The following is a 12,581-nucleotide window of genomic DNA, read 5'->3' as shown; positions in this document are numbered from 1 at the left end:
AACCGGTCACGGGTTGTACCGAACCGTTGGGTGACCGTTGTCGTGCTGATCACTTCGCGTGTGCCAGGAGCGGAAAGGGGGAGGCCTCACGAGGCCGGCGGGCCCCCTCGGCGGCGCCTACAGCGGATGGCGCATCCACACGTTGGGCTCGACGTACACCGCGTACCCGCGCTCCGCCTCGCAGCGCACCGGCACCAGGCCGCCGGGCACCTCGATGTCGCCCGAGGTGTCGAAGGGAAGGCCCGTCCAGCGGCGCCAGTCGTCCAGTGCGGCGGCCACCGTCATGGACGCCGGTGCCACGGAGTCGATGGTGGCGCCGGCCCGGGCGTGGACCCGCAGCCACGGGTCCTGGGGCAGCCCGTCGGGGCGGACGCGGCGGGCGTACTCCTCCATCGGGGTCCGCGGTTCCAGGTGCTTGGCGTTGGGACGCACCGGGGCGACGACCTCGCGGAAGCCGCGGGCCCGGGCGTTGTCGCGCATGGCCGAGAGCATCACCCGACAGGCCGCGTCCCTGGGCCCGCGGGACGACGGAGACCGAGATCGCGCTGACGGTGTCGGGGCGGACACCGCGGCGCAGGTCGGAGAACGCCCAGACGAGGACCGTGTCCCAGCCGTTCGCGGGAAGCCGGCCGCGGCCCTCGGCGGCGAGCGCGAAGGGCACACTGAAGGCGTTCGCGACGATCTCGCCCCGCTCGTCCTCGGCGAACAGGACGTACTCCGGGAGTTCGGCGGCGATCCGCGGGAAGTGCGAGGCGCCCACGAGGTCCTGGGTCACGAACTCCGGCCAGCTGTCCGCCATCCCGACGACCCGCTCCAGCATGTCGGGGCGGTCGGCGAGACACGAGATCTTCGGCTGCATGGGGCCACGGTAGGCGCGAAGGCGCAGTGCCGGAACCGAATTCCGGGGTGCCGGGTTCCGCTCAACCGCCGCACTGCGTCAGCATCATCCGCTTGTCGGCCGCCGTGACCGGGAGGTCGTACTTCAGCGACACCTGGGCGAAGCGCACCGAGTAGGAGCAGCGGATCAGCTTGTTCGGGGGCAGCCAGGCCGCGGGCCCGGAGTCACCCTTGGCGCTGTTGGTCGGCCCGTCCACCGGGACGAGGTTGAGCGGATCGTTGGCGATGGCCTCCCGCTTGTCCTTCGTCCAGCGCGAGGCGCCCATCTGCCAGTCGTACGACAGCGGCATGACGTGGTCTATCTGGACCTTCGTCGCCCGGGACTTGGTCCACTCGATGTCCTTCCCGGTGTACGGGTCGTGCAGCGTCATCGACATGACGACGCAGTCCGAGCCCGACCGGAAGCGCAGGTCCTCTCCGTCGCGCTTCAGCAGGTCGTTGCGCGAGTCGCACCCGTTGCGGGCGAAGGGCACGTCAGCCGGCGCCGAGTCCATCCAGGCGTAGCCGAACTCGTCGCGCTCGTAACCCGTCCGCGGGCCGCGCCCCTTCGTCGCGACCTTCTCGATGACCGCCCGCGCCCGGGCCTTGTCCGCCGAGGACGTGATCGCCGCCAGGCCCGGCTTCGTGCCGTCCGGGTTGTCCAGCGGGCTCACGGCCCGGCCGTCGCCGCCGGCCGGGACACCGGAGCCGGAGGGCCCGCCGTCCGCGGGCGGGACCAGGCCCTCGCAGCCGGTCAGTGCCGAACCGGCGACCACCATCGCGGCGGCCACTGCCGCCCCGCCCCTCAGACGCGCCACCGTGCGCCCCTCCCCTGCTCGCTGTTCCGCCCCGGGCGGGCGGCCTGTGCCTGGTCCCACCGTAGCGAGGGAGAGGTTCAGACCACAGCGGACCCAAAAGGGCATTCTCCACATGCCACGCGTATCGTCGGTCGTGAATCACGTCTGGAGGGAGCTCCGCATGGGCATCTTCGACAAGTTCAAGAGCCAGGGGCGGCACAAGGCCAAGAAGGGCTCGGACACCGCGGAACAGAGGATGAACGAGAAGACCGGCGACCGTTACGAGGACCAGATCGACGCCGGGCAGCAGCGAATCGAGGGCTCACTCGGCATGGACCGCGACCGCGACCGGCCCGAGCGCCACTAAGGGCTCTCCCTCAGTCTCTGTGCGGCATCCGGCCAGTTCACACCTTGTCTATGCCCAACGTCGTCTCCGAGGGCAGCAGGCCTGACGCCAGGACCGCGACCCAGAAGTCCCCCAGGAGTCCGGCAAGGCGTTCGACGCCGTCGGATCCGAGCGACTGCCAGGGTCCGGCGGCCAGTCGGTCGGTGTTCCACTCCACGCGATGGCGCAGTTCACGGCCTGCCTCCGTGGCCTTGCCGCCCGCGTCGACCAGACCCCTGGCCGCAAGGCGGTCGCGTGCGGCCGCCCATTCGTCCGCGCTCCAGCCACGGCTCTCGAAGCGTTCCACCGAGGCCGCGCCTATCGCGGCGAAGGAGACCAGCGACTCCACGGGATCGAGGCCAGCCGTGAGCAGAGCGGCGAGATGGCCGTCGCCGCGATGCTCGCGCAGGATCGTCGCCGCGTGCCACAACTGCACATGCGGGGCCTGCGGCCAGTCGAGTGCGGCGTTGGCCGCGGCGAGCGGACGGCCGGCCGGTTCCGCGGCCTCCGCCGCGCGCCGGGCGAGCGCTGCGGCCTCCGCCATTTCAGGACTGTCCACCCGGTCACCGAGCAGGGCGCGGTAGGCCCGGTCGACCGCCCGCTCTCTCGCCTCCAGCACCGCGTCCGGGCTCGCGATCCGCCAGGCCGGTCCGGCGTGCTCGGCGACCATGCGAGGGCTGAAACTGTAGAAGGCCGAGGCCACCCGCTCGGGGTCGGCCTCCCCCAACGGCGCGGCGCGGTACGGGAAGTAGCTCGGCCAGCGCTCCCGCGTGTCGTACCCGAGAGCGGCCGCCTCCTCGAAAGCCTCCGGCGCGTAGTACAGCACCGCATGCAGGGGCTCCAGCAGGTGCCACATCTGCCGCGCGCGCGCAGGCTCTACGCCTCCGCCGCCCTGCACCACGGCGCCTGCACCGGTTTCGCCGACCCGTTCCGACATGACGTACCTCCACTCACACCCAGGCCACCGCGGCCGACCCCTGCAAAACTTGTCACTGACAAGATTGCAGCGGCCGCCCCCAACTTGTCAATGTCTAGATTCGGCGTACGCTCCTGACCATGACCTCCAGCAAGGCCTCAGCTAACGAGCAGAACTCGCCGGACCGCCCGTACCACCACGGCGACCTGCGCCGTGCCATCCTCGGCGCCGCCCTCGACGTCATCGCGGCGGACGGCCCGTCCGCGCTGAGTCTGCGCGGCCTGGCCCGGCGGGCAGGCGTCTCGCACGCCGCGCCCGCCCACCACTTCAAGGACCGGGCCGGGCTGCTCACGGCGATCGCCGCCGAGGGTTTCGGGCTGCTCGCCACCACGCTCAGGGAGGCGACGGGCCTCAAGGAGGCGGGCGTGCGCTACGTACGGTTCGCGCGTGACCATCCGGCGCACTTCCAGGTGATGTTCGCCCCCGAGCTGCTGCGCACCGGCGATCTGGAACTGACCACCGCCCGCGCCCTCGCCGGTGACGCCCTGCGCGAGGCCGTCGCCGCCGTGCCGCCGGGCGGGCGGGGCACCGATGCCCGCCTCGCCGGTGTGGCCGCATGGGCCCTGGCCCACGGCTTCGCCACGCTGCTGCTCGGCCACAACCTGGACGGTCCGGTGGGCGAACGTGATCCGGAGGAGGTGTTCCGCGAGCTGGCGGGGATGCTGTTCCGCCACGCCGAGTAGCCGGCGTGCGGGAGCCCGTGTGATGTACCCGCACCGAGCAGCCGCCGTGCCCGGGCCCGGGGCTCCACCCGGCCCCGAGCAACCCCTCGGCGCCGGCCCCGTGTGGTGTGCGCTTGACCTTGACACCGGCGTCAGAGTCCGACGATCCCCGTATGACACCCCCGTATCCGAAGACCCCGCGCACCGTGCTCGTCACCGGTGCCGGTACCGGCATAGGCCGTGCCACCGCCCGCGCGTTCGCCGACGAGGGCGCACACGTCGTGGCGGTGGGCCGGCGCGAAGCGCCCCTCGTCGAGACCGCTGTCCACGACCCGTCCCGCATCAGCCCGCTCGTCGCCGACGTCACGGCCGCCGATGGCCCCGAGACGATCGTCCGTGCGGCACTCGACCGGTACGGACGGATCGACGTGCTCGTCAACAACGCCGGCATCGTGAGCACCCAGTCCCTGCGCACGTACACGCATACCGCCGTCGAACCACTGCTCGCGACGAACCTCCTCGCTCCCGTGCTGCTCGTCCAGTCCGCGCTCCCCGCTCTCGAGAACAGCCGCGGCGTGATAGTGAACGTGACGACGTCCGTGGGGCAGCGCGGCTGGCCGGGCAACTCCCTGTACGCGGCCGGGAAGGCGGCCCTGGAGGTGCTCACGCGCAGTTGGGCGGTGGAGCTCGCCCCGCTGGGCATCCGGGTCGCCGCCGTGGCGCCGGGCGCGATCGACACGCCCATCGGCGAGCACGCGGGACACACCCCCGAGCACCAGGAGGCGATCCGAGCGTGGCAGCTCCGGCACACCCCGCTCGGCCGTGTCGGAACCCCCGGGGAAGTCGCCTGGGCGATCACTCAACTCGCCTCGCAGCACGCCTCGTTCGTCACCGGCGTGGTCCTGCCGGTGGACGGTGGCGCGGTGGTCGCATGAGACTGACGCTCATGGCAGAACCCCGTATGCGGATCGGTGAACTCGCCGAGGCCACCGGTACGACACCGCGCGCCCTGCGCCACTACGAACAGGCCGGGCTCATCACCTCCGTGCGCGCCGCGAACGGCTACCGCTTGTACGACGCCGGTACAGCCGTCCGCGTCCGCAACGTCCGGCACCTGCTCGACGTGGGTCTGACACTCGACGACGTACGGGTGTTCCTGCCGTGTCTGGACGGCGATGTCATGGCGGCGCCCGCCTCCGAAAAGGCGCTCAGGGTGGCGGCTGACCGCCTCGCGGTGCTGGAGGCGCGCATCGCCGCGCAGGTCGCGGTCCGCGACCGGCTGGCGGCGGCCCTGCGCGAGGCCGGCGGCGGGGTGCCGCGTCGTCGCGGTCGCGAACGGCCGGCGGCCTGACGGCGCCACAAGAGGCCAGGCCCGATTAACGCTTGACGGGGCCGCGGCCTGACGGGGCCGGGCAGGCCCCGTCAGGACTCGCGGATCAGGACCCCAGCACCGACGTCAGGAACTCCCCGACCCACGCCAGCAACTCCCGTCCGACCAGCGGCTTCCCGCCCACCTTCGCGGTCTTCGGGCGCGGTACCAGCACCTGGTGCACCGCCGGCTTGATGACGACCCCCGGGTAGAGGCGCTTGACCCGCAGCTCCTGCGACTCGCGCAACTCCACCGGCGCGAACCGGATGTTGGTTCCCTGCAGGACGATCTCGCCGACGCCGCACGCACGGGCGAGCATCCGCAGACCTGCGACGAGCAGCAGGTTCTCCACCGGCTCGGGCAGCTTGCCGTAGCGGTCGACGAGTTCCTCGCGTACGGCCTTGACGTCCTCCTCGGTGTTGGCGGAGGCGATCGCCCGGTACGCCTGGAGCCTGAGCCGCTCACCCGGCGCGTAGTCGTGCGGGACGTGCGCGTCGACCGGGAGCTCGATCTTGACCTCGAGCGGCGGCTCCTCCTCGATCTCGCCGGTCTCCAGCTGGCGCCGGTAGTCGGCGACGGCCTCGCCGACCATCCGCACGTACAGGTCGAAGCCGACGCCCGCGATGTGACCGGACTGCTCGCCGCCGAGCAGGTTGCCCGCGCCGCGGATCTCCAGGTCCTTCATCGCCACGTACATGCCCGCGCCCATCTCCGTGTGCTGGGCGATCGTGGCCAGACGCTCGTGCGCGGTCTCCGTCAGCGGCTTCTCCGGCGGGTACAGGAAGTAGGCGTAGCCCCGCTCGCGGCCACGGCCGACCCGGCCGCGCAGCTGGTGCAGCTGGGACAGGCCGAAGGTGTCGCCGCGCTCCACGATGAGGGTGTTCGCGTTGGAGATGTCGATGCCGGACTCCACGATGGTCGTGGAGACCAGCACGTCGAACTTCTTCTCCCAGAAGTCGACGACGACCTGCTCCAGCGCCGACTCCGACATCTGCCCGTGCGCGGTGGCGATGCGCGCCTCGGGGACGATCTCACGCAGCCTGGCCGCCGCCCGGTCGATGGACTCGACCCGGTTGTGGATGTAGAAGACCTGGCCCTCGCGCAGCAGTTCACGGCGGATGGCCGCGCCGATCTGCTTCTCCTCGTAGGGGCCGACGAAGGTCAGCACCGGGTGCCGCTCCTCCGGCGGGGTGGTGATCGTCGACATCTCGCGGATGCCGGTGACCGCCATCTCCAGGGTGCGCGGGATGGGCGTGGCCGACATGGTCAGCACGTCGACGTTGGCCCGGAGCTTCTTCAGCTGCTCCTTGTGCTCGACGCCGAAGCGCTGCTCCTCGTCGACGATGACCAGGCCCAGGTCCTTGAACTTGGTCTCGGACGAGAACAGCCGGTGCGTGCCGATGACGATGTCCACCGAGCCCTCTCGCAGACCCTCCAGGACCGCCTTCGCCTCGGTCTCGGTCTGGAAGCGGGACAGTGCCTTCACGTTCACCGGGAACTGCGCGTACCGCTCGCTGAACGTCCCGAAGTGCTGCTGCACCAGCAGGGTCGTGGGCACCAGGACGGCGACCTGCTTGCCGTCCTGGACGGCCTTGAAGGCGGCGCGGACCGCGATCTCGGTCTTCCCGTAGCCGACGTCGCCGCAGATCAGGCGGTCCATGGGGACCGTCTTCTCCATGTCCTCCTTGACCTCGGCGATGGTGGTGAGCTGGTCGGGCGTCTCCGCGTAGGGGAAGGCGTCCTCCAGTTCGCGCTGCCACGGGGTGTCCGCCCCGAACGCGTGCCCGGGCGCCGCCATGCGCGCGCTGTACAGCTTGATGAGGTCGGCGGCGATCTCCTTGACGGCCTTCTTCGCGCGGGCCTTCGTCTTCGTCCAGTCGGCACCGCCCAGGCGGTGCAGGGTGGGGGCCTCGCCGCCGACGTACTTGGTGATCTGCTCCAGCTGGTCGGTGGGGATGTAGAGGCGGTCGCCGGGCTGGCCGCGCTTGGCGGGCGCGTACTCGACGACCAGGTACTCGCGGGTCGCGCCCTGCACGGTGCGCTGCACCATCTCGATGTAGCGGCCCACGCCGTGCTGCTCGTGGACGATGTAGTCGCCCGCCTCCAGGGTGAGCGGGTCGATGGTCTTGCGGCGGCGGGCCGGCATCCGGGCGCCGTCGCGGCCCGCGGCCCTCTGACCGGACAGGTCGGTCTCGGTCAGGACGGCGAGTCTGAGGGCCGGGTCGACGAATCCGTGCTCGATCGAGCCGCACGCCACGTGCACGACCGACGGGGAGATCTCGGCCAGGTCCGCGTCGAGGCGGGCCGCGACGCCCTCGCCGCCCAGCACCTCGACCGTACGGGCCGCCGGGCCGTGCCCCTCGGTGACGAACACCGCGCGCCAGCCGTCGGCGAGCCAGCCCTTGGTGTCGGCGAGCGCCTTGGCGGTGTCCCCGCGATAGGTCTCCGGGGCGTGCATGCCGAGCTTGAGAGTCTCGCCCGCCGCGTCAGCGGCATATTTCTCCGTGAGCTCCTCGTCCGCGGCGAACGGCGACACCGACCACCACATCATGTCCAGCTCGCGGGCCCGGTCCCGGACGTCCGCGATGGACCACAGGGAGGCCGCGCCGACGTCGATGGGAGCCTCGCCGCCGCCCGCGGTCGCCGCCCAGGACGCCTGGAGGAACTCCTGCGAGGTGGCCACGAGGTCCGAGGCGCGCGTACGGACCCGCTCCGGGTCGCAGACGACGGCCATGGCGCCCTTGGGCAGCACGTCGAGCAGCAGCTCCATGTCGTCGACCAGGACGGGCGCGAGGGACTCCATGCCCTCGACGGCGATCCCCTCGGCGATCTTGCCGAGGAGTTCGCCCAGCTCGGGGTGGTCCTCGGCCAGGGCACGCGCGCGGTAGCGGACGTCGTCGGTGAGCAGCAGTTCGCGGCACGGCGGAGCCCACAGGCCGTGCTCGGCGACTTCCAGGGAGCGCTGGTCGGCGACCTTGAAGTAGCGGATCTCCTCGACGTCGTCGCCCCAGAACTCGATGCGCAGGGGGTGTTCCTCGGTGGGCGGGAACACGTCGAGGATGCCGCCGCGGACGGCGAACTCGCCGCGCTTCTCCACGAGCTCCACGCGCGCGTACGCGGCGGCCGCGAGGGCCTCGACGATCTCGCCCAGGTCGGCGCTCTGCCCCGTCCTCAGGGAGACCGGCTCCAGGTCGCCGAGGCCCTTGACCTGCGGCTGGAGCACGGACCGTACGGGCGCCACCACGACGGAGACGGGCCCGGTCTCGGGGTCGTCGGGGCGGGGGTGGGCCAGGCGGCGCAGCACGGCCAGGCGGCGGCCGACGGTGTCGCTGCGGGGGCTGAGCCGCTCGTGCGGGAGCGTCTCCCACGACGGGTACTCCACGACCGTCTCCGGTGGGAGGAGGGAGCGCAGGGCCGCGGCCAGGTCCTCCGCCTCCCGGCCGGTCGCCGTCACCGCGAGCACGGGGCGGCCCGTGTCGCGGGCCAGGGCGGCGACCGCGAAGGGGCGGGCCGCAGGGGGGCCGACCAGGTCGACGTGCATGCGGGTGCCGTCCGCGGCCGCGCTGATCGCTTCGGCGAGGGCGGTGTCCTTGACTACGGCGTCGAGCAGACCGTGCAGGCTCATGGGGGGCTTTTTCCGTCCAGGGGTGGGCAACACGACTGGCCCGACGCGCGCCGCGGGCCGGGGTTCTCCAGCGTACGACTCCGCGCGGCCGGCCGGTGGGGCTGTGGACAACGCCCCCGGTGTGAGCCCGGGCGCTCGGTCCGCACAGCACCCGGCGCCGGGAAGTCCAGGACTTCCCGGCGCCGGGTTCCCCGCAACCCCCGTATGCGGAGGTTCTCGGTCTGACCGGCTACTCCGTCGCGATCGCGTTCAGGACGTTCATCCGGCCCGCCCGGAACGCCGGGACCAGTGCCGCGAACAGCCCCACGAAGGCCGAGCCGATGAAGACGCCGATGATGGTCGGCCAGGGGATCTCCAGGACCCCCAGGCCCTCCAGGGCGAGCAGCTGCTGCGCGGTGGCGCCCCAGCCCATGCCGAGTCCGAGGCCCAGCAGGGCGCCGAAGAGGGCGATGACGACGGACTCCATGCGGATCATGCGGCGCAGCTGGCGGCGGGAGAGGCCGATCGCCCGCATCAGGCCGATCTCCCGGGTGCGTTCCACCACCGACAGGGCCAGGGTGTTCACCACGCCGAGGACGGCCACGATGATCGCCAGGGCCAGCAGGCCGTAGATCATGTTGAGCAGCTGGCCGATCTGGTCCTTCAGTGCCTCCTTGTAGTCGGTCTGGTCGCGCACCTCGTACTGCGGGTAGTCGTGCAGCGCCGACTTCAGGGACTTGTAGGCGGCGTCCTGCCGCCCGTCCTCGGCGCTGGCGAAGAGCAGCGTGTCCAGCGGCATCTTGTCGGCCGGGACGTACTTGGCCATCGTGTCGATGGACGTGTACATCGCGCCCGCGTCGATCACCACGTCACTGCTGGTGATCGCCCGGACCGTCAGGTCGGCCGCACGGCCGTCCCGGAAGGCGACCTTGACCTTGGAGCCGAGGCTGATGCCGTGGTCCTTCGCGAACTTCTCGTGCACGGACATCGAGTCGGGCCGGTAGGCGTCGGGGAGCTTCCCGGCGACCGTCTCGGTGCGCAGGTCGGTCGCGTACGACGGGTCCGCCGCCGTGATCGCCGTGTCCTTGAGCGTCTCGCCGTCCGGGGTGGTGAAGTCGGCCTTGGTCCACTTGTACTCGGTGACCCGCTCCACGTCCGGCGCCGCCTTCGCGGCCTCGACCGCCTTGGGCGTGATCAGCTGGCCGCGGTCGTTCTGGATGATGAAGTCCGTGCCGACGGTCTTGTCGAGCTGTTCGGTGGCGGACGCCACCATGGAGGAGCCGACCACGGACAGGCACGCCACAAGGGCGAGGCCGATCATCAGCGCGGCGCCGGTCGCGCCGGTGCGCCGCGGGTTGCGCAGGGCGTTGCGCTCGGCCATGCGGCCCACGGGACCGAACATCCGCAGCAGGACGGCGCCGAGGACCCGGACCACACCGCCGGCGAGCAGCGGGCCGATGACCACGAAGCCGATGAGCGAAAGCACCACGCCGAGGCCGAGCCACAGCGAGCCCTCCTTGGCCTTGTCGGCCGCCGCCGCCAGGTACAGGCCGTAGCCGCCGGCGCCGGTGAGGACGGTGCCGATCGCCGCGCGTATCCAGCCGGACTTGGCGTCGGCGGGGGCGCCCGCGTCGCGCAGGGCGGCCATCGGGGAGATCTTGCCGGCGCGCCGGGCTGGCAGGTAGGCGGCGAGCACGGTGACGACCACGCCGAGGACGAGGCCGACCACCGGGGTCGTCCAGGCCACGGTCAGGTCGTCGGTGGACAGTTCCATGCCCATCTGGCCCATGAGCTTCATGAGGCCGATCGCGAGGCCGACGCCGGCGCCCACACCGAGCACCGATCCGACGAGGCCGAGCAGCAGCGCCTCGGCGAGCACCGAGCGGTTGACCTGCTTGCGGGAGGAGCCGATGGCCCGCATCAGGCCGATCTCCCTGGTGCGCTGGGCGACCAGCATGGAGAAGGTGTTGATGATCAGGAAGATGCCGACGAGGAAGGCGATCCCGGCGAAGCCGAGCATCGCGTACTTCATGACGTTCATGAAGTCGGCGACACCCTTCTGGTTGGCGTCGGCGGTCTCCTTGGCCGTCTGCACCTTGTAGCCGCCGCCGAGTTCGGCGGTGACGTTCTTCTTCAGCTGTGCGTCGCTGACGCCGGCGGCCGCGGTGACGTTGACGTTGGTGTAGACGCCGGTCTCGCCGACCAGGGCCTGCTGGGCGGTCTTGGTGTTCAGGTAGAAGATCGCGGCACCGGGGTTGGTGACGGTGAAGTCGACGATGCCGGAGATCTTCGCGGTGTGGGTGCCGACCGCGCTGATGACGCCGATCTCGTCGCCGAGCCTCAGATCGTGCTTGTCGGCGGTGTCGGCGTCGACCATGATCTGGTCGGCGCTCCGGGGAGCCGCACCAGAGGTGATCTCCATGGTGCGGGCCTCGTTGGCGTTCCAGCCGCCGACGATGGTCGGCGCGCCGCTGGACGGCGACAGGTTGTCCTTGTCGGCGTCGACGACCGTCACCGAGCTGGAGAACACCGCGCCCTCGGCGGACTTTACGCCCTGCGTCCTGCGGACCTCGCCGAGCACGGAGGCCGGCATGACCGGCGGCTTGCCGTTGTCGGCGGTCGTCTCACCGGTGTCGGAGGCGCCCTTGGCGCTCACCGTGACGTCCGAGGAGGTGGCCGCGAAGAGCTTGTCGAACGTGGTCGACATGGTGTCCGTGAAGACGAGCGTCCCGCAGACGAAGGCCACCGACAGCAGGACGGCGATCGCGGAGAGCGCCATGCGTCCCTTGTGCGCGAAGAAGTTGCGCATCGAGGTCTTCAGGACGGTCATGACGTACGCCCCCGGGCGTCGAAGTCCTTCATGCGGTCCAGGACCGCCTCGGCCGTCGGCTTGTACATCTCGTCGACGATGCGGCCGTCGGCGAGGTACAGCACACGGTCCGCGTAGGAGGCGGCGACCGGGTCGTGCGTGACCATGACGATGGTCTGGCCCAGTTCGTCGACGGACCGGCGCAGGAAGCCGAGAACTTCGGCGCCCGCGCGGGAGTCGAGGTTCCCGGTCGGCTCGTCCCCGAAGATGATCTCGGGTCGGGCCGCCAGGGCCCGCGCCACGGCGACGCGCTGCTGCTGGCCGCCGGACAGCTGGGTGGGCCGGTGCTTCAGCCGCTCGGCGAGCCCGACGGTCTCCACGACCCGCTCCAGCCACTGCTTGTCGGGCCTCCGGCCCGCGATGTCCATGGGCAGCGTGATGTTCTCCAGGGCGTTCAGCGTGGGCAGCAGGTTGAACGCCTGGAAGATGAACCCGATGCGGTCCCGGCGCAGTTGCGTGAGCTTCTTGTCCTTCAGGCCGGTGATCTCGGTCTCGTCGAGGTAGATCTGCCCCTCGGTGACGGTGTCGAGTCCGGCCAGGCAGTGCATGAGTGTGGACTTGCCCGACCCCGAGGGGCCCATGATCGCGGTGAACTGGCCGCGTGCGATGTCCACGTCGACGTGATCGAGGGCGACGACGCGGGTCTCGCCGGCCCCGTACGCCTTCACGACCTGCCGCGCCCGCGCGGCAACGGCCGTACGCCCTCCAGTACCCCCGTGCCTGGGAATGGTTACAGCCGATGTCACGGTATATCTCCTATATCGGTCGGCAGATGGTGCGGACGGCCGCCCTGTCGACAGCCGCTGTTCGTGAAGCCGGATGACGGAACTCGTCCGACGCGTTTCAGTCTTCCGGCGGGGAGGGGCCCCGCGCCCTGGTGCGCAGCGCAGTCTTTTCCTGTGGAAAACCCCACCCCCGCCGGTGTGCACAACCGCCCCCCGGCGGCGTAAGGCCAGGTTAAGGACGACCCCCGCCGCGTCTCGTCCTCCGGCGGTACGAACCCTCCCCAGGTCGTAGTGCGGAGGTACCCCTAGGGGCAGTCC

The 12,581-nt window shown here is 71.2% G+C and carries 9 protein-coding genes and 1 pseudogene; 4 read left to right on the top strand and 6 right to left on the bottom strand.

What is annotated here, in order from left to right; all coding sequences use genetic code 11:
* Positions 1 to 117: 117 nt before the first annotated feature.
* A pseudogene (locus IE212_RS16295) lies at positions 118 to 859 on the bottom strand (N-acetyltransferase).
* A 61-nt stretch (positions 860 to 920) separates the two neighbouring features.
* A complete protein-coding gene (locus IE212_RS16290; RefSeq protein ID WP_373301395.1) occupies positions 921 to 1,694 on the bottom strand; it encodes an HNH endonuclease family protein in 774 nt (257 codons plus the stop codon).
* Positions 1,695 to 1,854: 160 nt separating this feature from the next.
* On the opposite strand from IE212_RS16290, the gene IE212_RS16285 reads away from it, so the two are divergent.
* A complete protein-coding gene (locus tag IE212_RS16285; RefSeq protein ID WP_190198553.1) occupies positions 1,855 to 2,040 on the top strand; it encodes an Rv0909 family putative TA system antitoxin in 186 nt (61 codons plus the stop codon).
* A 37-nt stretch (positions 2,041 to 2,077) separates the two neighbouring features.
* Here IE212_RS16285 and IE212_RS16280 read toward each other — a convergent pair whose 3' ends face one another.
* Entirely contained in the window at positions 2,078 to 2,995 is a 918-nt protein-coding gene (locus tag IE212_RS16280) for an SCO6745 family protein (protein WP_190198552.1), read from the bottom strand.
* Positions 2,996 to 3,114: 119 nt separating this feature from the next.
* Between IE212_RS16280 and IE212_RS16275 the strand changes: the two genes are divergently transcribed.
* From IE212_RS16275 to IE212_RS16265, 3 genes are all read left to right on the top strand, one after another.
* Entirely contained in the window at positions 3,115 to 3,717 is a 603-nt protein-coding gene (locus IE212_RS16275; protein WP_190198551.1) for a TetR/AcrR family transcriptional regulator, read from the top strand.
* Between the two features lie 152 nt (positions 3,718 to 3,869).
* Positions 3,870 to 4,631, top strand: coding sequence for an SDR family NAD(P)-dependent oxidoreductase (locus IE212_RS16270; protein ID WP_190198550.1), 762 nt, complete (start codon positions 3,870 to 3,872; stop codon positions 4,629 to 4,631).
* A 26-nt stretch (positions 4,632 to 4,657) separates the two neighbouring features.
* Positions 4,658 to 5,047: a MerR family transcriptional regulator gene (locus tag IE212_RS16265; protein ID WP_190198656.1), complete on the top strand. Its 390-nt coding sequence runs from the start codon at positions 4,658 to 4,660 to the stop codon at positions 5,045 to 5,047.
* 85 nt (positions 5,048 to 5,132) lie between these two features.
* Here the strand turns inward: IE212_RS16265 and mfd are convergent, their stop codons facing one another.
* From mfd to IE212_RS16250, 3 genes are all read right to left on the bottom strand, one after another.
* On the bottom strand, positions 5,133 to 8,690 hold the full coding sequence (gene mfd, locus IE212_RS16260; protein WP_190198549.1) for a transcription-repair coupling factor: 3,558 nt from the start codon (positions 8,688 to 8,690) through the stop codon (positions 5,133 to 5,135).
* 229 nt (positions 8,691 to 8,919) lie between these two features.
* Positions 8,920 to 11,499: an ABC transporter permease gene (locus IE212_RS16255; RefSeq protein ID WP_190198548.1), complete on the bottom strand. Its 2,580-nt coding sequence runs from the start codon at positions 11,497 to 11,499 to the stop codon at positions 8,920 to 8,922.
* Entirely contained in the window at positions 11,496 to 12,284 is a 789-nt protein-coding gene (locus tag IE212_RS16250; protein ID WP_190198547.1) for an ABC transporter ATP-binding protein, read from the bottom strand. Before IE212_RS16250 ends, IE212_RS16255 begins: the two co-directional genes overlap by 4 nt.
* Positions 12,285 to 12,581 lie beyond the last annotated feature (297 nt).

It is taken from the genome of Streptomyces djakartensis (assembly GCF_014651075.1).
In the GTDB taxonomy this organism is placed as follows: domain Bacteria; phylum Actinomycetota; class Actinomycetes; order Streptomycetales; family Streptomycetaceae; genus Streptomyces; species Streptomyces djakartensis.
The sequence above is the reverse complement of the archived record's forward strand: the minus strand, read 5'-3'. Positions and strand labels throughout refer to the sequence as shown.

What these genes read in the sequence shown, in the direction of transcription:
- IE212_RS16285 (WP_190198553.1), top strand. Translation starts at nt 1,855, where the DNA reads ATGGGCATCTTCGACAAGTTCAAGAGCCAGGGGCGGCACAAGGCCAAG.
- IE212_RS16280 (WP_190198552.1), bottom strand. Translation starts at nt 2,995, where the DNA reads ATGTCGGAACGGGTCGGCGAAACCGGTGCAGGCGCCGTGGTGCAGGGC.
- IE212_RS16275 (WP_190198551.1), top strand. Translation starts at nt 3,115, where the DNA reads ATGACCTCCAGCAAGGCCTCAGCTAACGAGCAGAACTCGCCGGACCGC.
- IE212_RS16270 (WP_190198550.1), top strand. Translation starts at nt 3,870, where the DNA reads ATGACACCCCCGTATCCGAAGACCCCGCGCACCGTGCTCGTCACCGGT.
- IE212_RS16265 (WP_190198656.1), top strand. Translation starts at nt 4,658, where the DNA reads ATGCGGATCGGTGAACTCGCCGAGGCCACCGGTACGACACCGCGCGCC.
- mfd (WP_190198549.1), bottom strand. Translation starts at nt 8,690, where the DNA reads ATGAGCCTGCACGGTCTGCTCGACGCCGTAGTCAAGGACACCGCCCTC.
- IE212_RS16255 (WP_190198548.1), bottom strand. Translation starts at nt 11,499, where the DNA reads ATGACCGTCCTGAAGACCTCGATGCGCAACTTCTTCGCGCACAAGGGA.